General features: G+C 52.4%; 28 protein-coding genes. 16 read left to right on the forward strand and 12 right to left on the reverse strand.

What is annotated here, in order from left to right; all coding sequences use genetic code 11:
• The 3 genes from tuf to bfr all read left to right on the forward strand — a co-directional run.
• Window positions 1-1,086: elongation factor Tu (gene tuf, locus OGV65_RS03115; protein ID WP_160955304.1), on the forward strand; the 1,086-nt coding region annotated here is incomplete at its 5' end.
• Window positions 1,087-1,271: 185 nt separating this feature from the next.
• Window positions 1,272-1,466: a bacterioferritin-associated ferredoxin gene (gene bfd, locus OGV65_RS03120; protein WP_003031111.1), complete on the forward strand. Its 195-nt coding sequence runs from the start codon at window positions 1,272-1,274 to the stop codon at window positions 1,464-1,466.
• A gap of 71 nt (window positions 1,467-1,537) precedes the next feature.
• The gene (gene bfr, locus OGV65_RS03125; protein WP_016154761.1) at window positions 1,538-2,011 is read left to right on the forward strand and encodes a bacterioferritin; all 474 of its coding nucleotides are present in this window, start codon (window positions 1,538-1,540) and stop codon (window positions 2,009-2,011) included.
• Between the two features lie 37 nt (window positions 2,012-2,048).
• Here bfr and OGV65_RS03130 read toward each other — a convergent pair whose 3' ends face one another.
• Genes OGV65_RS03130 through gspC form a run of 12 tightly spaced genes read right to left on the reverse strand, consistent with a single transcriptional unit; the run spans window position 2,049 to window position 12,828 of the window.
• On the reverse strand, window positions 2,049-2,828 hold the full coding sequence (locus OGV65_RS03130; protein WP_286454602.1) for a prepilin peptidase: 780 nt from the start codon (window positions 2,826-2,828) through the stop codon (window positions 2,049-2,051).
• Window positions 2,825-3,292, reverse strand: coding sequence for a type II secretion system protein M (locus OGV65_RS03135; RefSeq protein WP_200048506.1), 468 nt, complete (start codon window positions 3,290-3,292; stop codon window positions 2,825-2,827). The genes OGV65_RS03130 and OGV65_RS03135 overlap by 4 nt, the downstream gene beginning before the upstream one ends.
• Window positions 3,289-4,434, reverse strand: coding sequence for a type II secretion system protein GspL (gene gspL, locus OGV65_RS03140; RefSeq protein ID WP_286454603.1), 1,146 nt, complete (start codon window positions 4,432-4,434; stop codon window positions 3,289-3,291). The genes OGV65_RS03135 and gspL overlap by 4 nt, the downstream gene beginning before the upstream one ends.
• Window positions 4,435-4,444: 10 nt before the next feature.
• The gene (gspK, locus tag OGV65_RS03145; protein WP_286454604.1) at window positions 4,445-5,431 is read right to left on the reverse strand and encodes a type II secretion system minor pseudopilin GspK; all 987 of its coding nucleotides are present in this window, start codon (window positions 5,429-5,431) and stop codon (window positions 4,445-4,447) included.
• Window positions 5,428-6,000, reverse strand: a complete 573-nt coding sequence (locus OGV65_RS03150) for a type II secretion system protein GspJ (protein WP_286454605.1) — start codon at window positions 5,998-6,000, stop codon at window positions 5,428-5,430. Before OGV65_RS03150 ends, gspK begins: the two co-directional genes overlap by 4 nt.
• Entirely contained in the window at window positions 5,984-6,370 is a 387-nt protein-coding gene (gene gspI, locus OGV65_RS03155; RefSeq protein ID WP_142418365.1) for a type II secretion system minor pseudopilin GspI, read from the reverse strand. Before gspI ends, OGV65_RS03150 begins: the two co-directional genes overlap by 17 nt.
• Window positions 6,367-6,858 carry a type II secretion system minor pseudopilin GspH gene (gene gspH / locus OGV65_RS03160; protein WP_259689406.1) on the reverse strand — a complete coding sequence of 164 codons (492 nt, stop codon included), beginning with the start codon at window positions 6,856-6,858 and terminating at the stop codon, window positions 6,367-6,369. The genes gspI and gspH overlap by 4 nt, the downstream gene beginning before the upstream one ends.
• Window positions 6,859-6,863: 5 nt before the next feature.
• Window positions 6,864-7,301 (reverse strand): type II secretion system major pseudopilin GspG, encoded by a 438-nt coding sequence (gene gspG / locus OGV65_RS03165; RefSeq protein ID WP_259689405.1) that lies wholly within the window; start codon window positions 7,299-7,301, stop codon window positions 6,864-6,866.
• Window positions 7,302-7,310: 9 nt separating this feature from the next.
• On the reverse strand, window positions 7,311-8,522 hold the full coding sequence (gene gspF / locus OGV65_RS03170) for a type II secretion system inner membrane protein GspF (RefSeq protein WP_047501498.1): 1,212 nt from the start codon (window positions 8,520-8,522) through the stop codon (window positions 7,311-7,313).
• Window positions 8,519-10,009, reverse strand: coding sequence for a type II secretion system ATPase GspE (gspE, locus tag OGV65_RS03175; RefSeq protein ID WP_286454606.1), 1,491 nt, complete (start codon window positions 10,007-10,009; stop codon window positions 8,519-8,521). The genes gspF and gspE overlap by 4 nt, the downstream gene beginning before the upstream one ends.
• Before the next feature lie 6 nt (window positions 10,010-10,015).
• Complete coding sequence (gspD, locus tag OGV65_RS03180; protein ID WP_103767382.1) at window positions 10,016-12,001, reverse strand: type II secretion system secretin GspD; 1,986 nt, start codon at window positions 11,999-12,001, stop codon at window positions 10,016-10,018.
• Window positions 12,002-12,018: 17 nt separating this feature from the next.
• Entirely contained in the window at window positions 12,019-12,828 is an 810-nt protein-coding gene (gspC, locus tag OGV65_RS03185) for a type II secretion system protein GspC (protein WP_286454607.1), read from the reverse strand.
• A gap of 154 nt (window positions 12,829-12,982) precedes the next feature.
• Here gspC and OGV65_RS03190 point away from each other — a divergent pair, with 154 nt between their 5' ends.
• From OGV65_RS03190 to rpsQ, 13 genes are all read left to right on the forward strand, one after another.
• Window positions 12,983-14,497 (forward strand): peptidoglycan-binding protein, encoded by a 1,515-nt coding sequence (locus OGV65_RS03190; protein ID WP_286454608.1) that lies wholly within the window; start codon window positions 12,983-12,985, stop codon window positions 14,495-14,497.
• Complete coding sequence (locus OGV65_RS03195; RefSeq protein ID WP_286454609.1) at window positions 14,497-14,880, forward strand: type II secretion system protein GspB, cryptic system variant; 384 nt, start codon at window positions 14,497-14,499, stop codon at window positions 14,878-14,880. Before OGV65_RS03190 ends, OGV65_RS03195 begins: the two co-directional genes overlap by 1 nt.
• A gap of 206 nt (window positions 14,881-15,086) precedes the next feature.
• Window positions 15,087-15,398: a 30S ribosomal protein S10 gene (gene rpsJ, locus OGV65_RS03200; RefSeq protein ID WP_001181005.1), complete on the forward strand. Its 312-nt coding sequence runs from the start codon at window positions 15,087-15,089 to the stop codon at window positions 15,396-15,398.
• Window positions 15,399-15,430: 32 nt separating this feature from the next.
• Window positions 15,431-16,060, forward strand: coding sequence for a 50S ribosomal protein L3 (gene rplC, locus OGV65_RS03205; RefSeq protein WP_003031117.1), 630 nt, complete (start codon window positions 15,431-15,433; stop codon window positions 16,058-16,060).
• 10 nt (window positions 16,061-16,070) lie between these two features.
• A complete protein-coding gene (rplD, locus tag OGV65_RS03210) occupies window positions 16,071-16,676 on the forward strand; it encodes a 50S ribosomal protein L4 (RefSeq protein WP_003031119.1) in 606 nt (201 codons plus the stop codon).
• Entirely contained in the window at window positions 16,673-16,975 is a 303-nt protein-coding gene (rplW, locus tag OGV65_RS03215; protein WP_000617546.1) for a 50S ribosomal protein L23, read from the forward strand. The genes rplD and rplW overlap by 4 nt, the downstream gene beginning before the upstream one ends.
• A gap of 17 nt (window positions 16,976-16,992) precedes the next feature.
• Entirely contained in the window at window positions 16,993-17,814 is an 822-nt protein-coding gene (gene rplB, locus OGV65_RS03220) for a 50S ribosomal protein L2 (protein WP_016154746.1), read from the forward strand.
• Between the two features lie 16 nt (window positions 17,815-17,830).
• On the forward strand, window positions 17,831-18,109 hold the full coding sequence (gene rpsS, locus OGV65_RS03225) for a 30S ribosomal protein S19 (protein WP_001138115.1): 279 nt from the start codon (window positions 17,831-17,833) through the stop codon (window positions 18,107-18,109).
• Between the two features lie 14 nt (window positions 18,110-18,123).
• Window positions 18,124-18,456, forward strand: coding sequence for a 50S ribosomal protein L22 (gene rplV / locus OGV65_RS03230; RefSeq protein WP_000448832.1), 333 nt, complete (start codon window positions 18,124-18,126; stop codon window positions 18,454-18,456).
• Window positions 18,457-18,473: 17 nt separating this feature from the next.
• The gene (gene rpsC / locus OGV65_RS03235) at window positions 18,474-19,175 is read left to right on the forward strand and encodes a 30S ribosomal protein S3 (protein ID WP_000529945.1); all 702 of its coding nucleotides are present in this window, start codon (window positions 18,474-18,476) and stop codon (window positions 19,173-19,175) included.
• 12 nt (window positions 19,176-19,187) lie between these two features.
• Window positions 19,188-19,598, forward strand: a complete 411-nt coding sequence (gene rplP, locus OGV65_RS03240; protein WP_000941212.1) for a 50S ribosomal protein L16 — start codon at window positions 19,188-19,190, stop codon at window positions 19,596-19,598.
• On the forward strand, window positions 19,598-19,789 hold the full coding sequence (gene rpmC / locus OGV65_RS03245; RefSeq protein WP_000644742.1) for a 50S ribosomal protein L29: 192 nt from the start codon (window positions 19,598-19,600) through the stop codon (window positions 19,787-19,789). Before rplP ends, rpmC begins: the two co-directional genes overlap by 1 nt.
• A complete protein-coding gene (gene rpsQ / locus OGV65_RS03250) occupies window positions 19,789-20,043 on the forward strand; it encodes a 30S ribosomal protein S17 (RefSeq protein WP_003031120.1) in 255 nt (84 codons plus the stop codon). The genes rpmC and rpsQ overlap by 1 nt, the downstream gene beginning before the upstream one ends.
• Window positions 20,044-20,119: the final 76 nt, after the last annotated feature.

The following is a 20,119-nucleotide window of genomic DNA, read 5'->3' on the forward strand; positions in this document are numbered from 1 at the left end:
ACCGTACTGGCTAAAACCTACGGCGGTGCTGCTCGTGCATTCGACCAGATCGATAACGCGCCGGAAGAAAAAGCTCGTGGTATCACCATCAACACTTCTCACGTTGAATATGACACCCCGACTCGCCACTACGCACACGTAGACTGCCCGGGCCACGCCGACTATGTTAAAAACATGATCACCGGTGCTGCGCAGATGGATGGCGCGATCCTGGTTGTTGCTGCGACTGACGGCCCGATGCCGCAGACTCGTGAGCACATCCTGCTGGGTCGTCAGGTAGGCGTTCCGTACATCATCGTGTTCCTGAACAAATGCGACATGGTTGATGACGAAGAGCTGCTGGAACTGGTAGAAATGGAAGTTCGTGAACTTCTGTCTCAGTACGATTTCCCGGGCGACGACACTCCGATCGTTCGTGGTTCTGCTCTGAAAGCGCTGGAAGGCGAAGCAGAGTGGGAAGCGAAAATCATCGAACTGGCTGGCTTCCTGGATTCTTACATCCCGGAACCAGAGCGTGCGATTGACAAGCCGTTCCTGCTGCCTATCGAAGACGTATTCTCCATCTCCGGTCGTGGTACCGTTGTTACCGGTCGTGTAGAGCGCGGTATCATCAAAGTTGGTGAAGAAGTTGAAATCGTTGGTATCAAGGATACTGCTAAGTCTACCTGTACTGGCGTTGAAATGTTCCGCAAACTGCTGGACGAAGGCCGTGCTGGTGAGAACGTTGGTGTTCTGCTGCGTGGTATCAAACGTGAAGAAATCGAACGTGGTCAGGTACTGGCTAAGCCGGGCTCTATCAAGCCGCACACCAAGTTCGAATCTGAAGTGTACATTCTGTCCAAAGACGAAGGCGGCCGTCATACTCCGTTCTTCAAAGGCTACCGTCCGCAGTTCTACTTCCGTACTACTGACGTGACTGGTACCATCGAACTGCCGGAAGGCGTTGAGATGGTAATGCCGGGCGACAACATCAAAATGGTTGTTACCCTGATCCACCCAATCGCGATGGACGACGGTCTGCGTTTCGCAATCCGTGAAGGCGGCCGTACTGTTGGTGCGGGCGTTGTTGCTAAAGTAATGAGCTAATTATTGATTAATTAGCTTTGAGCTTAAAAAGGGCGCTTCGGCGCCCTTTTTGCTGTCCGCGATTTAGCTGTTGTCATATTTATTCGCATTTTTCATTCATTCTCCCGCTGCGTAAATAGCGTTGTGCTATTGTAATCATAACTATTCTCATTTACACTTTGCGCAGAAATTGAACGGGAGCGATCATGTACGTTTGTTTGTGTAATGCGATAAGTGATAAAAAAATACGTCAGGCTGTTCGCCAGTTTCATCCTCAGTCCTTTCAGCAATTGCGTAAATTTATTCCTGTTGGAAATCAATGCGGTAAGTGCATTCGTGCTGCCCGCGAAGTCATGCAGGATGAATTAACGCAAATGCCAGAATTTAAAGAGATCGCCTAAGTCACACTCTTTTTTTTGACATCCCTGTAGCCCCATCTACGCTCTAAGAGTGGAAGCGGAGGGACTATAAAATGAAAGGTGATGTTAAAATCATAAATTATCTCAATAAACTATTGGGAAATGAGCTTGTCGCAATCAACCAGTATTTTCTCCATGCTCGTATGTTCAAAAACTGGGGACTGACTCGCCTCAATGATGTTGAGTACCATGAATCTATCGATGAGATGAAACACGCTGATAAATATATCGAGCGTATTTTATTCTTAGAAGGGCTCCCAAACTTACAGGATCTTGGTAAGTTGGGTATAGGCGAAGACGTTGAAGAGATGCTGCAATCCGATCTTCGACTCGAACTCGATGGGGCTAAAGATTTACGTGAAGCCATTGCCTATGCCGACAGCGTCCATGACTACGTTAGCCGGGATATGATGATCGAAATCCTTGCTGATGAAGAAGGTCACATTGACTGGCTGGAAACGGAACTGGATCTGCTCCAGAAGATGGGACTTCAGAACTATCTTCAGGCACAGATTCGCGAAGCGTAGACGCAAACTTTGCAGAGCGGCAGGCCTGCCGCTCCTTTCAGTACCCGATAACACCTGAGCTTTGCGCGCTGAAAATCAACCAACCTGCCAGTCCAAGCCACGGACCGAACGCAATAAGCGGTATCGACGTCCTTCGGGTAAGGCGTAGGATCAGCCACCAGACAATGCCTAGCAACGATGCAGCGAGTAAAATGGGCGGTAGCGCTGGCCATCCACACCAGGCCCCCATCGCCGCCAATAGCTTAGCGTCACCCAGGCCGATGCCCTCTTTGCCCGCAAGTATTTTGCATCCCCACCAGACCAGCCAGAGCGTCAGATAGCCAGCGACAGCGCCGTACAGCGCGTTGGGTAACATCTCTCTGTCGTAAACGCTGTGATATAGCAGACCGAGCCAGAGCAGCGGCAGCGTCAGCACATCCGGCAGCAGGTACGTCCGGAGATCAATTTGCGCCAGGGCGAAAATAAACCAGAACAGCGTCATGATGGCAATCGCATCTGATATTGAAGAGACAAACGCGGCGCTAAGCGCAAAAACACAAGAACACGCCAGTTCAGTCAGTGGGTAACGCCATGAAATGGGCTGCGCGCAGGCCTGGCACCGCCCCCGCTGCCACAGCCAACTGAATAGTGGAATAGTGTTACGCACCGATAGCCTGTGCTGGCAGTGCAGACAGTGCGACGGAGGCCAGGCGATATTCCATGTTTCGCTGTGCCGATGCTCAATCATGATCGGCAGTCGATAAACCACTACATTCATAAAGCTGCCGACTATCAGCCCGACAAGCGCCATTGCTGCAATGTTAATGAGTTCCGTCATTTTCCCACCGGATAGAGTTCAAGGGCTTCCACCGCAATCTCCCCGGCGACCGGGCGGGCGCTAAACGTGAGTTGCGAAACCTGTATTCCCTCATTTTGTAGGGTATTAAGCCACGCAAATAATGGTTCGGTTTTGACAACGGGAAGCGAGATCGCAAAATGATCGGGAGTGGATGTCACCACGCTGATATTCAGATCTGCCTGCTGCGCGCTATGTTGTATCAGTGCCGGATCGGTCTTTGTGCCCGGTCTACCGGCAACTAATCCGCGACGCTGAATCGCCTCATTTACCCACTGGATCTCACTCCTGAGACGATCATTTTCCTCCCCCTGCTGTGCAATAGCGTTATCCAGGGGCTGAACCACGCCGTACCAGAATCCCGCCAGCAGACAGAAAATGGCGAGGAATATCAGACTGCGTTGCTCTCTGCCGTTTTTTTCGCTCCACCAGCTATTCATATTCATTTGCGCTCCTTCAGGGTCAGCCGGACGCTACCTGTCGTCCCTTCTGGCGGTTGAGTCAGGATAAATTCGTCGTTTGTCTGCACCATAAAGCGGCGAAGATGTTCCGGATCGCGAACGTTGAGCGTCAGGGTAAAAAGGCGTTGTTCGAGCCGGTAGTTGACCTCGCGGATGGTAAGCCCCGGCAATGTGCTTAATCGGGTCTGAAGCTGAGTCAGTAACGTCAGCACATCCGGATAGCGATCCCTCGCGGACGATTCGAAGAAATATTTAAAATTGCTGTTGCGGTTATCACCTGGGAAATAGCGGTTCCACAGGGTGGCACCTTCAGCTGAGAGCGCCTGTTTCTGTTGATGAAGCTGCCAGAGCATCACCCCTTTCAGCCCTGAGAAGAGCGCTATCGCCAGGGCAAATGTTGCTATGGCGGCATATTTCAGCAGACGCGGGGTCGGTTGTGTCGGGGGCAAAGGGCGGAAGCTGCCGTGTAATACGTTAATGTCCTGAATATTATCGCCATTGCAGGCGCACGCCAGCGGCGGCTGCCAGTCAAGGTATTCGACATAAGCGTGAGGCACAGGAAGCGGGCTGGCGCTGATGATTTTTTGCTCTGTATGGCTGGCGAGTAAATGCGTGAGCAGTGCTTCACTCAGCACGCCTGTTTTCCACGCGTCGTAACGGATTAACCATCGCTCATCTTGTTTTAGCAGACTCCAGCTATCCGTGACATACGGCAGCCAGAAACCATCCGGAACGATATGCGTCAACGTCACGCCAGCTGTGCGGAAAGTCGTCAATAGATCGTTCAGCGTGGTCCTGGCGATCCCGGCGAGATGGAGCGTGTTTTCTTCTCTGGCGAGAACCGTCCAGTGCAGGCTGTCTGTATTACCGACAACGGCGTCCTCCACCAGCCAGCCCAGCGTTTGTTCACTGATTTTGTAGTTTTCCGTCGGTAATTCGACGCGGCGAAAACAGAAATAATCAGGCGACAGGAACAGGCAGGCGTTACCGGCATCAGGCAGGTCGGCCAGCGCGTTTGGCTGGAGGTAATCCGCCTGTTCAACAATAACCGGAAGTTGTGCCTCGTTGGGGCAGCACCATTCCAGTTTTCCCGGCAGCGGACGTAGCAGTAATGTGTCTGGCGTCATTTAGTTCCCTTTAATGGTCGCGCGCCACGCTTTTGCGGGCTGTAATAAACAGAGCCTTTCTTTTGGGATCGTATTCCAGCTGGCTGATGGTGCTCCCGGCGCTATCGCCCTGTTCGATAGTCGTTTCAAGGCGGAAGTAACGACTGGTCGCCACCGCAATGCTTTTGAATGTGGTCTGCGACAGCTTATGAGTCGGATTATCCTTATCGAATGTCTTTAACAACGTCTCAATGCTGATTTTGCGTCCTTTGCGTGGGGTATCAAAAAAGCGCTCAATCTCGCGTGGCGGGACAGCATTACTGAGCATCGCCGCAAGCAACGGTGCATCCCGGCGCGTCAGGGTGTTGATGTTGATTTTTAGCTCATCATCAGGCAGCGCGCAGAGTAGCGGGGAGATTTGCTGGTAAAGAGAAAGCGTCATCCCTTTGATTTGTTTGAGCTCACTGATTGACCAGATACGTCGTCCGCCAATGGTGTGGGGGTCGTTACTTGTTTGGTAATACTCATTTTCGGCACCGGAGGCGCGTGGAATATCGTCGTTATCGATGTAGTCGGCGATAGCATCAACCAGCGCCTCAGCCTGGGCATTGGTGACGCCAATGTTGTCCAGCAGCGCGAGAAAGACGCTCACGCTGGCGGGCGGCTCTTTCATTCGGTCGGTCGGGGCGTTAATCAGCGCATTAATGTTGTAACAGGCCTGCTCGTCAGATAGCTGCCAACTGACAACGTCGCCGCTGGCGAGCTGAATACGCTGCGGCTGCGCCCAGAGCTGCTCGTGAGTGAGGTATTTCTCATTATCCCGCAGGTCCTGTTCAAGAATACGCATGGCCTGGCTTTCAGCCAGCTCTGCCAGCCAGTTTTGCTGTAGCCGCATCCGGGTGTAGCTGGTGCGTTTGAGGTTGATCTGGTAGCGCACGGTCATTTCGCTGGCCAGCGCCGCCATAATTGCCAGGATCATCAGCACTACCAGCAGCGCCACGCCCTTTTGCCGGGTCATTGCTGTTCTCCTGGCTGGCGGTTCTCTGGCCACAGCGTCAGACGAGTTATTGTGCCGGAATCAGCAAGTTTAAGAGTGACTTCCATCGCGCCAGGAGATGGGATTGTCGCCGTGTCCGTCCACGCTTTCTCTTTACTGTTGTAATAACGCAACGTGAAGGCGTTCACACCATTGAGCATCGGCTGAGTGATGGCCGGAGTTGCATCTTCCGGGTAGCGCCAGAGCGTGCGGTATAAAGTATAATCCTGCAGATACCACTGAACTCGCTGGATATCGGGCGCGCAGCAGGCGCCAGGATAACTGTTACTGCTGGCTGTCGTCAGCATCAGCGTCTCTTTTTCGCCCTGCAATTCGGTTACCGGCACCCGCTGTCGGATATCTTTATCCAGCAAATTGACGGTACGCACGATAGCGGAAAAACGCTGCTGATGCTTTTTGGTCTGCTCGTTACTGTCAATTGTCGTCGTCAGCATCTGCGCCGTCAGCAGGCTGAGCATGGCGAACAGGGCAATAGCCAGTAAAACTTCCAGCAGGGTAAAGCCGTGCTGTTTCTCAGGGCCGGGAGACATTTTGCGGTCCTCCTTGCGGCGAGGGGATAAAGCGCTGCAGGCGGATCTGCTGTTTGTCCTCAAGAGCGACGTCTGCTGTCCAGGTGCTGAGGCCGGAAGCATCGGCGGGTGAGACTGTCAACGACCAGTCCCAGCGGCGTTTACCCATAATGCTGCTGCCTGTCGCTGTTTTAGCGGGGCTCTGCCCGGCCAGTTGATAGGTTTTGAGCACATTATCTGCTACCCAACCGGCAAGCACCTGTTCTTCCATTTTTGCGGTGGCGCTAACCTGACCGTGCAGGCTGTTGAGTAGCGCGAGAGAGCAGGTGGCGAAAATGAATATCGCCAGCAGCACTTCCAGAAGCGTCATTCCTGATTGCCTTTGGCTCATCGGCTTTCGCCTCGGGTGAGCACCAGCGGCAGCCCGCCAGTGCTGGCGAGCGTGAACAGCAGCGTATTATTTTTACGGCTGCGGATGTGTAGCGTAAACGGCGTAATTTCACCGTCCGGGTGAATCAGAATTTGCGGCGTGCCGACGGATTGCCTGGCGAGCGACGCTGGGAACAGAGCCACCTGCCAGTCATTTTCCCACTTGCCCTCGGTCGCCAGGCGATAGAACTGGGTTGGCGTCTGCCAGCGATTGCCAATCGGTGTGACGATGCGCCAGCCTTGTTCGCGGATCTCAATACCGGTACTGCGGTCCTCCATGGTTGACCAGTCAGCGGCATATTCAGTCAGTGCCGCCAGCTGTTCAACTGCGGTAATCGCTTTCGCAGTATCATTTTGTCGCCCGTAGGTCATCATCACCAGCGAGGCGCCAAGCGCGATAATCGTCAGCACCAGAATGACCTCCAGTAGCGTGAATCCCTTCTGCCTCATTCCGATTATTTCGCTTTACCCAGTTCCCAGTTAGTAATGTCGTCAGTGGTGCCGGGTTCACCGTCCTGACCTGCGGAGAGAATATCGTAATCGCCGTGTTCACCAGGGCTAACCAGCAGATACTCATTACCCCAGGGATCCTGTGGCAGACGCTTGATATATCCCTTCGCGTTGTAATTTTCCGGGATTGGGCTGGCGGTCGGTTTTTCGACCAGCGCCTTTAACCCCTGTGCCGTCAGCGGATAGCGATAGTTATCCAGTTTGTACATATCCAGCGCATTCTCCAGCGCCACGATGTCGCTGACGGCTTTCTGGTGATCGGCTTTGTCTTTATTGCCCATTAAACTGGGGACGACCAGGCTTGCGAGGATGCCCAAAATAACCAGCACCACCATCATCTCCAGCAGCGTAAATCCTCGCTGCTTATGTGCATCACTATTCACGTTTTATCCTTAACTTACCAATGAGTTGAGTTGCAAAATGGGTTGCAGAACCGAGACGATGATGAACAGCACAATCATCGCCATCGTAATAATCAGCGCGGGTTCAAACAGCGCCAGCGTCAGCGCAATTCGGTTTTGTAGCAGTGTTTCCTGCTGGTCGGCGGCGCGCGCCATTAGCTCGCTGAGCTGGCCGCTTTTTTCCCCGGAGGCAATCATGTAGAGCATCATCGGCGGGAAGAGATCGCATTTTTCCAGGGCGAGATGAAATCCTGAACCCTGGCGCACGCGCTCCGCGGCCTGACCCAGCCGCTGACTAATTTCTCGGTTACCGATGCCTTCGGTTGCCAGCGTCATCCCTTCCAGCAGCGGAACGCCGCTGATATTGAGAATGCTCAGGGTGCGCAGATAACGGGCGCAGTGGATAGCGCGCAGCAGGGCGCGACTGGGTTTGAAATCAAGAAGCCAGCGGTCAAGCAGATGCCGTTTGCCGGGACGGGTGAGCCAGTGGCGAAACAGGAAAAAGGCAATCAGCAGCAATGCGATTACCCACAATCCGTAGTCGCGCATGGCACCACTGATTGCCAGCAACACGCGCGTGGACATTGGCAGCGCTTCTTTCATATGCAGAAACTGCTCCACGATTTTGGGCACTACGGTGGTGAGCAGGATAGCGACGACGGCGATCGCCACGCTGGTCAGCAGGGAAGGATAAATCAGTGACTGGATGAGTTTACTGCGCGTTGCCTGGCGTAACTCATTGTAGTCAGCCAGCTTTTCCAGCACACAGCCGAGCTGTCCGCTTTTTTCACCGGCTTTCACCAGCGTGCGGTAAATGGAATCGAAGATCCGCGGCCAGGCGGCCAGCGATTCGGAAAGCGTATGTCCGGCGAGGATCCGTTCGCGCAGGTCGTGTAGCACCAGCCCCAGTTTATTATTTTTGTTCTGCCGGCCAATAACAAACAGCGCCTCTTCAAGCGGTAGCGAAGCGTTGGCCAGTGTGGCGAGCTGGCGGGTGAACAGCGCCAGTTCACTGCCGCTAAGCCGTAAACGAGGCGTTTTTTTTACCGTCCGTAACAGCGAAATGACCTTTTTCTCATTTAACACCAGCGGGTGCAGACCCTGGGCGCGCAGCGCCTCGCGCGCCTCTTTGCTGCTGGCGGCATCCAGCGTTCCACGGTGAGTCGTGCCGCTGTCATCCATTGCCTGCCATTGATATTTCATCGTGTATCCTCTTGCGCAGAGGTGACGCGCATGACTTCCTCAAGCGTGGTCTCGCCTGCCAGCACGCGCAGCAGGCCGTTCTCCCGCAGGCTCCGGCTTTGCTGGCGCAGGCACTGCTCCAGGGCGTGTTCATCGGCGTCGCGATGGATGATGTTGCGCATAGTTTTATCCACCAGCATAATTTCATGAATCGCCAGTCGCCCCTGATAGCCTGTTCCCCGACATTCGCCGCATCCGCAAGCCTGCCAGATTGTCTGAACGGTGGGATCGAGCGCGTGCAGGAGGGATTTCTGAGAGTCAGGAATGGGAGCATGCGCGCGGCAGGCCGGACAGAGGCGACGCACCAGGCGTTGGGCGATAACGCCGCTTAGCGATGATGAGAGCAGGAAAGGTTCAACGCCCATGTCCCGTAATCGGGTGATCGCACCGCAGGCGCTGTTAGTGTGCAGTGTGGAAAGCACCAGATGTCCGGTGAGCGATGCCTGAACCGCTATCTGCGCGGTTTCGGCGTCACGAATTTCGCCGACCATGACGATGTCCGGATCCTGGCGCAGGATGGCACGCAGTCCCCTGGCGAAAGACATATCCACCCGGCTGTTTACCTGGGTTTGTCCGACGCCTTCCAGCTCGTACTCGATGGGATCTTCGACGGTCAGGATATTACGCTGGGGGGAATTCAGCTCGGCGAGAATCGCATACAGCGTGGTGCTTTTTCCCGACCCCGTCGGGCCGGTGACGAGAATGATGCCGTGCGGCTGCTGTACTAAACCCTTCAGCCGCAGGCTATCCACCGGCGACATCCCCATATTCTCCAGCGTCAGGCGCAGACTGTTTTTATCCAGCAGACGCAGAACAGCTCTTTCGCCGTACTGCGAGGGCAACGTCGAAACGCGGACGTCAATATTTTTGCGTCCGAGGCGCAGGGAAATACGCCCATCCTGCGGCAGTCGTTTTTCGGCAATATCCAGTCGCGCCATGACTTTGATACGTGAAATCAGCAGCGGCGCCAGTTTTTTAGCGGGCTGAAGGACTGGCTTGAGGACACCATCGATACGAAAACGCACCACCAGCGATTTTTCGAAGGTTTCGATATGCACATCCGACGCGCCTTCCTTCACGGCTTCATGAAGAACCGCGTTGATCAGGCGGATAACCGGTGCGTCGTTTTCATCACTGAGCAGATCGGCGTTGTCGGGTAACTCTTCGCTCAGCGCCGTCAGGTCGATCTCCTGATCGATATCCTGGGCAATCTGCCGGGACTCTCCGGCGCCGTGCTGGAAAAGTTGATCCAGGTGGTCGTCAAATTGCGCTGGCGTCAGGCGGCTGAAGCGCTGGCAGGCAACGCTGGCCTCCAGTACGTTTTCCAGCGGCGTGTCGGTGCGGTAGAACAATTCATCCGCCGCGACCGCGATACCAAATTTTTGCCCCTGTGCGTAATTAAGCGGCAGAGGATGCTGGGGAGGAATGCGCGTCCATAAGTCAGTCATGTTGGATCATTCCCGGAAGGGATTGCGCGATGGCTGGCTGTTGGGCTCATCGGACGACACATCGAAATTCAGCTCTTTAAGCATCGGGCGTTCTTCGTCCTTCACGCCAAGCAATCCACTGGATTGCTTATCAATACGCTGCTGCTGTAAATCACGAAATCGGGTGTACTTATCCTTTGAGAGCGAACGATAAACCTCGTCGTCGCGAATAATGGTCGGCCTGATAAAGACCATCAAATTACGCTTCGCATTTTCCGTTGAGGTGTAGCGGAATAGCTGTCCGAGTACAGGGATATCGCCCAGCAGCGGTACTTTGGAAACCTGCTCTTTGCTTGAATCATCCAGCAGGCCACCCAGCACCACGGTTTCGCCGCTTTTGACCAGCACGGCATTCTGGATAGTGCGGGTGTTGAACGTTGGGCCGAGATCGCTGGCGTTACCGGAAGCGGTATCGACGCTCGACACTTCCTGCTCGATCTCCATCAGCACCGCGTCGCCTTCGTTGATTTGCGGTGTGACCTTCAGTTTGGTGCCGACGGTTTTACGTTCGACCGTATTAAAAACGTTGTCGCCGGAGGTCGTTTGCGAGCCGGAAAGCACCGGCACATCCTGGCCGACATTAAACGACGCTTCTTTGTTATCCAGCGTCACAATGCTGGGGGTGGCGAGGATATCGTTTTTGTTGTCGGAGGAGATCGCGGTGAGCAGGACGCTCCAGTCCCCCTCAAAGAAGCCCGTCGCCAGGCCGTTAAAACTGCTTAACGCGCTGGCGATAGGGTTGTCGCTGGTCATCGAACCATTTTTATCAAACTGGCGCGCGCCTCTTGATGCGTCGAAAATCGGCAGCCCCGTTTTGGTAAACTGCTGACCGCCGACGTTGCTGTTGGCCCACTGCACGCCAAGATTCAGGCCGTTGCCATCCTGGACTTCCACAATGATGGCTTCAACCAGTACCTGTGCGCGGCGAATATCCAGACGAGCGATGACTTTTTCCAGCTCCTGCATGGTGCTCTGGTCTGCGGTAATGACCACCGAGTTGGTTTGTTCATCGGCGTTAATCGAGACATCCCGGGAAGGGGTAGCCACGCTCTGCGAAGACGACTGCTTGTCTTCCGTCAGTTTGGTTGACACGCCGGTCAGCACTTCAACGATTTTAGTGGCTTTGGCGTATTTCAAATAGAACACGCGAGTATTGCCCTGCGTGGTCTGTTCGATATCCAGTTTAGCGATTAAAGATTTCATCCGCTGGCGCACATTGTCCGGCCCGCTGATAAGAAGGGCGTTGGTGCGCTTGTCGGCGACAATTTTAGGCAGCAGGATCTGCGTTGGGTTTTCCTTTGACTCTTCGCGAATCAGGCTGTTAATTACATCAGATAAATCAACTGCCGAGGCGTAGCGCAGTTTGATAAGCTCACGTTCCTGAGTACCGATAACATCGACCCGTTTCACAACCTCAAGGATGCGATTGACTATATTGGCTTTGCCGGTGATCAACAGCGCATTAGAAGGATCATAATGTACGACGTTGCCGATGCCGCCGCTGTCCATCATCTGGCGTAATAGCGGAGCCAGATCGCGTACCGGGACATTTTTCAGCGCCACGACGCGGGTGATAAATTCATCGCCGACCGCTGGTTGCGACTGTGCCAATACTTTCCCCGGCGCGGTCTTAAGCGTTGCGGAGCGAACAACCTTCAGCAGGCCGTTATCCAGGGTGATAACCGAGTAGCCGTAGATATCGAGAACGCTGAGAAAAAACTGGTAGTATTCCTCCTCGTTGAAACTGTCAAAGCTGCGAACGGAGATTTTTCCCTGGACGGACGGATCGATCAGAATGGTTTTGCCCATTTGCTTACTGACCGAGGTAATAAACTCCCGGAGATCCGCATCCTGGAAGTTTGCCGAATATTGCGCTGACATGGTTTGAAATGGAAAGGCGCAAAACTGGAGCGCCAATATCCATGCAGCCGTTTTTTTAATTCCTTTGCGCAATTTTGTCGTCCTTAAGGTTAATCATTCTCAGTAACGGATACATTCACCAACGCTTCCTGACCGTTTCGTATCACGGTAAACTGGGCAGAGTTTAAGGTTACAAATTCCTGTAGTGCCGCTTTTGCTGACGTTTCCTGAGTTAGCGGATGGTTGTTCATTTTGATCGCAATATCGCCTGGCCTGAGTCCGGTTGCTATAAAACGTTCAACCGGACCACGGGCGTTTAATCTGACGCCCTGTAGCGCTTCCTGCTGATAGATAAAGTTGGTAATAATGATGTCGCTGAGGGAATGTGGCGCGCTGTCATGTGGCAGCGATGGTGCCGGCACCCTGGAGGATATATCAGGCTCATCAATAAAAACGATGCGTTGCCGGGAGCCATTGTTATCAATCGTCACGCTATTATTATCAATGTCCGTAATTTTTACGTCAGGGAGATCGTCAAGTTTATCTCCGGTACTGTAAAATTTTGCTTTCTCATTAATGGTGATAATAGCCTGTGAACGTGTTTTTAGCGTGCTCGCAATAATGCCATTTAGCTGGAGATTGAGCATCGAATTTTTAATTGAAACATCTTCTTTATTATCAGTCGCGTTTTCCTTACTGTTTTTCGGTAAATTCATTGGCAGCCTGAGGACAACGGACGTTATTGAGTGACTGGTTTTGTTTTTCGTATTGATAAAATCAATAAATAATCTATAGGCATATAACGAATGAATAATAACAATGACACCGACAAAAAACATAACGCAGTACAGCACATCGTTACGCTTTCTCTTAAATATAAAGGTAAATTGCTTCGCGATAACATCCATTGTTAATAGCATGCCTGTTCTTTTCGGGAGAAGCATGATATAGGCTTACTTTCAGGTTTTCAATTTAATCGTCGGAACATGTCGTTTAATTCAAATATAAAAAATTGATAATATTTACCTGACATATAATAAGTTAAATACCCGCATCAATTACTGGAACTTATCGATGACTGAACGCGAATTACCGTATGCAATTTACTCTTTTTCGCAACATACCCTTATCAAGAATATCTTTATTCATGAGCTGGGCGCTGGCGATGTGGGCGTATTATGCGGCAAACCGGGGTGTGGTAAATCGACGCTTATTTATCAGTTAGGTAAGGATTTTCCCGGCAGGGTAGTGGTGTTTACCGCCACTGGTTTCTCTGGTTTCTGTCAATTGACACACACGGCGTGTACGCACGGAAAACTCCAGCCAGACTGGCGAGATGTGAGAATTAGCCGTTTCTGGTCAACGCTGATGCCTGCCCTTAGTCCGGCAACGCAACCAATAATAATTGTCATTGATAATGCTGACGCGCTCGCCAGACATCTTCCGGCATTTGTCGATAATTTCCGTCATCTGGCGGCTTCATTTGACGCTGGCGCCAGCTTGCTACTGGTGGGGGGCGAAGCGCTCAGGCGTAACCGACGACTTAAACGGCGTGTTACGCTGTCGGCGAGCATCGCTGCGCCGACGGACGATGAATATCTTGATTTTATGCATCAACAGCAACTGCGTGAGGCGGATGGCGAGCCTGTGCGGATGCGTCATGAATTTGTGCGCAAAGCGGTTCGGGCAGTGCAGGGAAACCTGGCGTTGCTGGGGCGCATCGCCCGGGCGGCGAGAAAAATAGCAACGGACAGGCAAGCGGATGTGTTAACCGCTCAACAGGAAAGATTGTTGCTGGAAACATTTACTCTCCGTTCTTGCGTATTGCGCAAGGTAATACTGCCCGGACTTTACGCTGCGCTGGCTTTGACGTTCGGCTGGCTGGCGGTTGATGTTTTTCCCCTTCAACTTCCTGTGCCCGCCGGATTAACGGTGGCGATGACGCAAAAAAAGGAAAACCTGCCGGATATTGGCGACGCACGGGGAGGATTACGCGATGCCATGCAGCAATTATTCAGCGTCTGGGGATTCGACACAGCGCATGACGAGGCATGGTGTGACCAGGCCGATCGCGCTGAGTTGGTGTGCGAAAGCGGCAAGGAACGTTTAGATAACCTCATCAGGCGCGGGTTGCCGTGGATTGCGCATTTGAATATCGATAAACAACCGGTCTACGGTGTTGTGATGCGTGTATCAGGAAACGAGCTGGATCTTATCATTGATAATAAAACCTGGATCGTCAGCCAGGAGTGGCTGGCGAAGCACTGGCAGGGAAATTATACCCTGATGCTCAATTTAACGCCTGACAGGAAAATGCAGATCGGTGAAAAGAGTCCGGCGGAAACCATCATCTGGTTTGATACGATGCTGAGCCGCGCGCTGGGCGTTCCCGGCGATAAATCGGGCTCATGGACGCCATGGTTAATCGAAAAGGTCAAAGCATTCCAGCAGCGGGAGAATTTGCCTGTGGATGGTAAGCCGGGAAAAGAGACGCTGATAAGGCTACGTCAGAGTCTTGGAGACGCGCCGGTATTAATCAATGAGTCGGCACCTGTGCTAACACATGCGCCGTCTAAGGAGCGAGTGTGATGATGCGAATCTATCAACCCATTGATGCGAAAACAGTGTCGAGTTGCCGCTGGCGGCAGGCGCTGCGTTCCTGTTGCTGGCTGTTGTGGGTCAGCCTGATGCTAATGTGCGGCTACTACGGACATTATGTCTGGTTGGTGCGCCATCCGACAACCACCACGCAGGGAGTGCCCGATTCTCAGGCGTATCGACTCTCGGATGTGCATTACATTTTTAAGCGGAAACCTCTGCCGATACGCATCGATTTACCCACCCAGAACGAAGAGGGTGACAGTATGCTGGAAGAGATACCCTATGATGAAGCATCCGGGCAGGAAGCGCCGGATGGCGAAGTATTGCGCTCACGTGTGCAACAAGCGCTGAGAGAAATCGATGGCAAATAGCCATAATCACTTGCATCCGTACCGGCTATACGTATAATACGCCAGCCTGTCAAATCTGACGGGTAGTTCGATATGAACTGTGGCGGTTTACCGTCAACAACGCTCCCAATCAGGGGGCTACGTAAGAACGGTTACACTCTCCCATCAATCGTAATGGGTTTGAGGAGTAACTATTTCGTCTATAAAATAATTGGAGCTCTGGTCTCATGCAGAACCAAAGAATCCGTATCCGTTTGAAAGCGTTTGATCATCGTCTGATCGATCAATCAACCGCGGAAATCGTCGAGACTGCCAAGCGCACTGGTGCGCAGGTTCGTGGTCCGATCCCGCTGCCGACCCGCAAAGAGCGTTTCACCGTTCTGATCTCCCCGCACGTCAACAAAGACGCGCGTGATCAGTACGAGATCCGTACTCACAAGCGTCTGGTTGACATCGTTGAGCCAACTGAAAAAACCGTTGATGCTCTGATGCGTCTGGACCTGGCTGCCGGTGTAGACGTGCAGATCAGCCTGGGTTAATCAGGTCATCGAGCGATTGAGAGGTTGATACAATGATTGGTTTAGTCGGTAAAAAAGTGGGTATGACCCGCATCTTCACTGAAGATGGCGTATCTATCCCAGTAACCGTTATCGAAGTTGAAGCAAACCGCGTTACTCAGGTTAAAGATCTGGCTAACGATGGCTATCGCGCTGTTCAGGTTACCACCGGTGCTAAAAAAGCTAACCGCGTAACTAAGCCGGAAGCTGGCCACTTTGCTAAAGCTGGCGTAGAAGCTGGCCGCGGCCTGTGGGAATTCCGTCTGGCAGATGGTGAAGAATACACCGTTGGTCAGAACATTAGCGTTGAACTGTTTGCTGACGTTAAAAAAGTTGACGTAACCGGTACCTCTAAAGGTAAAGGTTTCGCTGGTACCGTTAAGCGCTGGAACTTCCGTACCCAGGACGCTACTCACGGTAACTCCTTGTCCCACCGCGTTCCGGGTTCTATCGGTCAGAACCAGACTCCGGGCAAAGTGTTTAAAGGCAAGAAAATGGCAGGTCAGCTGGGCAACGAACGTGTAACCGTTCAGAGCCTGGACGTAGTACGTGTTGACGCTGAGCGCAACCTGCTGCTGGTTAAAGGTGGTGTTCCGGGTGCGACCGGTTGCGACCTGATCGTTAAACCAGCTGTGAAGGCGTAAGGGGATAGCAATGGAATTAGTATTGAAAGACGCGCAGAGCGCGCTGACTGTTTCCGAAACTACCTTCGGTCGTGATTTCAACGAAGCGCTGGTTCACCAGGTTGTTGTTGCTTATGCAGCTGGTGCTCGTCAGGGTACTCGTGCTCAGAAGACTCGTGCTGAAGTAACTGGTTCAGGCAAAAAGCCGTGGCGCCAGAAAGGTACCGGCCGTGCGCGTTCAGGTTCTATCAAGAGCCCGATCTGGCGTTCAGGTGGCGTGACCTTCGCTGCTCGTCCACAGGACCACAGTCAAAAAGTTAACAAAAAGATGTACCGCGGCGCGCTGAAAAGCATTCTGTCCGAACTGGTACGTCAGGATCGTCTGATCGTTGTCGAATCATTCTCTGTCGAAGCGCCTAAAACTAAGCTGCTGGCACAGAAACTGAAAGACATGGCTCTGGAAGATGTGCTGATCATCACCGGTGAGCTGGACGAAAACCTGTTCCTGGCTGCGCGCAACCTGCACAAGGTTGACGTACGCGATGCAACTGGTATCGACCCGGTTAGCCTGATCGCCTTCGACAAAGTCGTAATGACTGCTGATGCTGTTAAGCAAGTTGAGGAGATGCTGGCATGATTCGTGAAGAACGTCTGCTGAAAGTGCTGCGCGCACCGCACGTTTCTGAAAAAGCGTCTACTGCGATGGAAAAAACTAACACCATCGTTCTCAAAGTTGCTAAAGACGCGACCAAAGCAGAAATCAAAGCTGCTGTGCAGAAACTGTTTGAAGTCGAAGTCGAAGTCGTTAACACCCTGGTAGTTAAAGGGAAAGTTAAACGTCACGGACAGCGTATCGGTCGTCGTAGCGACTGGAAAAAAGCTTACGTCACCCTGAAGGAAGGCCAGAATCTGGACTTCGTCGGCGGCGCTGAGTAAGTCGGAGGAGTAATACAATGGCAGTTGTTAAATGTAAACCGACATCTCCGGGTCGTCGCCACGTTGTTAAAGTGGTCAACCCAGAGCTGCACAAGGGCAAACCTTTTGCTCCGCTGGTTGAAAAAAACAGCAAATCCGGTGGTCGTAACAACAATGGCCGCATCACCACTCGTCACATCGGTGGTGGTCACAAGCAGGCTTATCGTATTGTTGACTTCAAACGCAACAAAGACGGTATCCCGGCAGTTGTTGAACGTCTTGAGTACGATCCGAACCGCTCCGCGAACATCGCGCTGGTTCTGTACAAAGACGGTGAACGCCGTTACATCCTGGCCCCTAAAGGCCTGAAAGCTGGCGACCAGGTTCAATCTGGCGTTGATGCTGCAATCAAAGCAGGTAACACCCTGCCGATGCGCAATATCCCGGTTGGTTCTACTGTTCATAACGTAGAAATGAAACCAGGTAAAGGCGGTCAGCTGGCACGTTCCGCTGGTACTTACGTTCAGATCGTTGCTCGCGATGGTGCTTATGTCACCCTGCGTCTGCGTTCTGGTGAAATGCGTAAAGTCGAAGCAGACTGCCGTGCAACTCTGGGCGAAGTTGGCAATGCTGAGCATATGCTGCGCGTTCTGGGTAAAGCAGGTGCTGCACGCTGGCGTGGTGTTCGTCCTACCGTTCGCGGTACTGCGATGAACCCAGTCGACCACCCACATGGTGGTGGTGAAGGTCGTAACTTTGGTAAGCACCCGGTAACTCCGTGGGGCGTTCAGACCAAAGGTAAGAAGACCCGCAGCAACAAGCGTACTGATAAATTCATCGTACGTCGCCGTAGCAAATAATTTTAGAGGATAAGCCATGCCACGTTCTCTCAAGAAAGGTCCTTTTATTGACCTGCACTTGCTGAAGAAGGTAGAGAAAGCGGTGGAAAGCGGAGACAAGAAGCCCCTGCGCACTTGGTCCCGTCGTTCAACGATCTTTCCTAACATGATCGGTTTGACCATCGCTGTCCATAATGGTCGTCAGCACGTTCCGGTATTTGTTTCCGACGAAATGGTCGGTCACAAACTGGGTGAATTCGCACCGACTCGTACTTATCGCGGCCATGCTGCTGATAAAAAAGCGAAGAAGAAATAAGGTAGGAGGAAGAGATGGAAACTTTAGCTCAACATCGCCATGCTCGTTCTTCTGCTCAGAAGGTTCGCCTTGTTGCAGACCTGATTCGCGGTAAGAAAGTGTCGCAGGCTCTGGATATTCTGACCTACACCAATAAGAAAGCGGCTGTACTGGTCAAGAAAGTCCTGGAATCTGCCATTGCTAACGCTGAACACAACGATGGCGCTGACATTGACGATCTGAAAGTTACGAAAATTTTCGTAGACGAAGGCCCGAGCATGAAGCGCATTATGCCGCGTGCAAAAGGTCGTGCAGATCGCATCCTGAAGCGCACCAGCCACATTACTGTGGTTGTGTCCGATCGCTGAGACTCTGGAGACTAGCAATGGGTCAGAAAGTACATCCTAATGGTATTCGCCTGGGTATTGTAAAACCATGGAACTCAACCTGGTTTGCGAACACCAAAGAATTCGCTGACAACCTGGACAGCGATTTTAAAGTACGTCAGTACCTGACTAAGGAACTGGCTAAAGCGTCTGTATCTCGTATCGTTATCGAGCGTCCGGCTAAGAGCATCCGTGTGACCATTCACACAGCTCGCCCGGGTATCGTTATCGGTAAGAAAGGTGAAGACGTAGAAAAACTGCGCAAAGTCGTAGCGGATATTGCTGGCGTTCCTGCTCAGATCAATATCGCCGAAGTGCGTAAACCTGAACTGGATGCAAAATTGGTTGCTGACAGCATCACTTCTCAGCTGGAACGTCGTGTTATGTTCCGTCGTGCTATGAAGCGTGCTGTACAGAACGCAATGCGTCTGGGCGCTAAAGGTATTAAAGTTGAAGTTAGCGGCCGTCTGGGCGGCGCGGAAATCGCACGTACCGAATGGTACCGCGAAGGTCGCGTACCTCTGCACACTCTGCGTGCTGACATCGACTACAACACCTCTGAAGCGCACACCACTTACGGTGTAATCGGCGTTAAAGTGTGGATCTTCAAAGGCGAGATCCTGGGTGGTATGGCTGCTGTTGAACAACCGGAAAAACCGGCTGCGCAACCTAAAAAGCAGCAGCGTAAAGGCCGTAAATAAGGAGCGTCGCTGATGTTACAACCAAAGCGTACAAAATTCCGTAAAATGCACAAAGGCCGTAACCGCGGTCTGGCGCAGGGTACGGATGTTAGCTTCGGCAGCTTCGGTCTGAAAGCTGTTGGCCGTGGTCGTCTGACTGCCCGTCAGATCGAAGCAGCACGTCGTGCTATGACCCGTGCAGTTAAGCGTCAAGGTAAGATCTGGATCCGTGTATTCCCGGACAAACCGATCACTGAAAAGCCGCTGGCAGTGCGTATGGGTAAAGGTAAAGGTAACGTGGAGTATTGGGTTGCCTTGATTCAGCCGGGTAAAGTCCTGTATGAAATGGACGGCGTACCGGAAGAGCTGGCCCGTGAAGCATTCAAGCTGGCAGCAGCGAAACTGCCGATTAAAACCACCTTTGTAACTAAGACGGTGATGTAATGAAAGCAAAAGAGCTGCGTGAGAAGAGTGTTGAAGAGCTGAACACCGAGCTGCTGAATCTGCTGCGTGAGCAGTTCAACCTGCGTATGCAGGCTGCAAGTGGCCAGCTGCAACAGTCTCACCTGTTGAAGCAAGTGCGTCGTGATGTCGCACGCGTTAAGACTTTACTGACTGAGAAGGCGGGTGCGTAATGACCGATAAAATCCGTACTCTGCAAGGTCGCGTTGTTAGCGATAAAATGGAGAAATCCATCGTTGTTGCTATCGAACGTTTTGTGAAACACCCGATCTACGGTAAATTCATTAAGCGTACGACCAAACTGCACGTACATGACGAGAACAACGAATGCGGTACTGGTGACGTGGTTGAAATCCGCGAATGCCGTCCGCTGTCCAAGACTAAGTCCTGGACGCTGGTTCGCGTTGTAGAGAAAGCCGTTCTGTAATACAGTAGGCATTCTCAACGAATAAACGGCTCAGCGATGAGCCGTTTATTTTTTCTACCCATATCGTTGAAGCGGT

It is taken from the genome of Citrobacter sp. Cb004 (assembly GCF_030337065.1).
In the GTDB taxonomy this organism is placed as follows: domain Bacteria; phylum Pseudomonadota; class Gammaproteobacteria; order Enterobacterales; family Enterobacteriaceae; genus Citrobacter; species Citrobacter braakii.

Excerpts from the sequence above, each read along its gene's own strand:
- OGV65_RS03195 (WP_286454609.1), top strand. The coding sequence starts at position 14,497 with ATGATGCGAATCTATCAACCCATTGATGCGAAAACAGTGTCGAGTTGC.
- gspI (WP_142418365.1), bottom strand. The coding sequence starts at position 6,370 with ATGAGCCAAAGGCAATCAGGAATGACGCTTCTGGAAGTGCTGCTGGCG.
- rplD (WP_003031119.1), top strand. The coding sequence starts at position 16,071 with ATGGAATTAGTATTGAAAGACGCGCAGAGCGCGCTGACTGTTTCCGAA.
- rpmC (WP_000644742.1), top strand. The coding sequence starts at position 19,598 with ATGAAAGCAAAAGAGCTGCGTGAGAAGAGTGTTGAAGAGCTGAACACC.
- gspC (WP_286454607.1), bottom strand. The coding sequence starts at position 12,828 with ATGCTATTAACAATGGATGTTATCGCGAAGCAATTTACCTTTATATTT.
- rpsC (WP_000529945.1), top strand. The coding sequence starts at position 18,474 with ATGGGTCAGAAAGTACATCCTAATGGTATTCGCCTGGGTATTGTAAAA.
- rplB (WP_016154746.1), top strand. The coding sequence starts at position 16,993 with ATGGCAGTTGTTAAATGTAAACCGACATCTCCGGGTCGTCGCCACGTT.
- rplP (WP_000941212.1), top strand. The coding sequence starts at position 19,188 with ATGTTACAACCAAAGCGTACAAAATTCCGTAAAATGCACAAAGGCCGT.
- gspK (WP_286454604.1), bottom strand. The coding sequence starts at position 5,431 with ATGACCCGGCAAAAGGGCGTGGCGCTGCTGGTAGTGCTGATGATCCTG.
- OGV65_RS03150 (WP_286454605.1), bottom strand. The coding sequence starts at position 6,000 with ATGTCTCCCGGCCCTGAGAAACAGCACGGCTTTACCCTGCTGGAAGTT.
- gspH (WP_259689406.1), bottom strand. The coding sequence starts at position 6,858 with ATGAGGCAGAAGGGATTCACGCTACTGGAGGTCATTCTGGTGCTGACG.
- OGV65_RS03130 (WP_286454602.1), bottom strand. The coding sequence starts at position 2,828 with ATGACGGAACTCATTAACATTGCAGCAATGGCGCTTGTCGGGCTGATA.
- gspE (WP_286454606.1), bottom strand. The coding sequence starts at position 10,009 with ATGACTGACTTATGGACGCGCATTCCTCCCCAGCATCCTCTGCCGCTT.
- bfd (WP_003031111.1), top strand. The coding sequence starts at position 1,272 with ATGTACGTTTGTTTGTGTAATGCGATAAGTGATAAAAAAATACGTCAG.
- rpsS (WP_001138115.1), top strand. The coding sequence starts at position 17,831 with ATGCCACGTTCTCTCAAGAAAGGTCCTTTTATTGACCTGCACTTGCTG.
- gspF (WP_047501498.1), bottom strand. The coding sequence starts at position 8,522 with ATGAAATATCAATGGCAGGCAATGGATGACAGCGGCACGACTCACCGT.
- OGV65_RS03190 (WP_286454608.1), top strand. The coding sequence starts at position 12,983 with ATGACTGAACGCGAATTACCGTATGCAATTTACTCTTTTTCGCAACAT.
- OGV65_RS03135 (WP_200048506.1), bottom strand. The coding sequence starts at position 3,292 with ATGAATATGAATAGCTGGTGGAGCGAAAAAAACGGCAGAGAGCAACGC.
- gspL (WP_286454603.1), bottom strand. The coding sequence starts at position 4,434 with ATGACGCCAGACACATTACTGCTACGTCCGCTGCCGGGAAAACTGGAA.
- rplW (WP_000617546.1), top strand. The coding sequence starts at position 16,673 with ATGATTCGTGAAGAACGTCTGCTGAAAGTGCTGCGCGCACCGCACGTT.
- rpsQ (WP_003031120.1), top strand. The coding sequence starts at position 19,789 with ATGACCGATAAAATCCGTACTCTGCAAGGTCGCGTTGTTAGCGATAAA.
- rpsJ (WP_001181005.1), top strand. The coding sequence starts at position 15,087 with ATGCAGAACCAAAGAATCCGTATCCGTTTGAAAGCGTTTGATCATCGT.
- bfr (WP_016154761.1), top strand. The coding sequence starts at position 1,538 with ATGAAAGGTGATGTTAAAATCATAAATTATCTCAATAAACTATTGGGA.
- rplV (WP_000448832.1), top strand. The coding sequence starts at position 18,124 with ATGGAAACTTTAGCTCAACATCGCCATGCTCGTTCTTCTGCTCAGAAG.
- rplC (WP_003031117.1), top strand. The coding sequence starts at position 15,431 with ATGATTGGTTTAGTCGGTAAAAAAGTGGGTATGACCCGCATCTTCACT.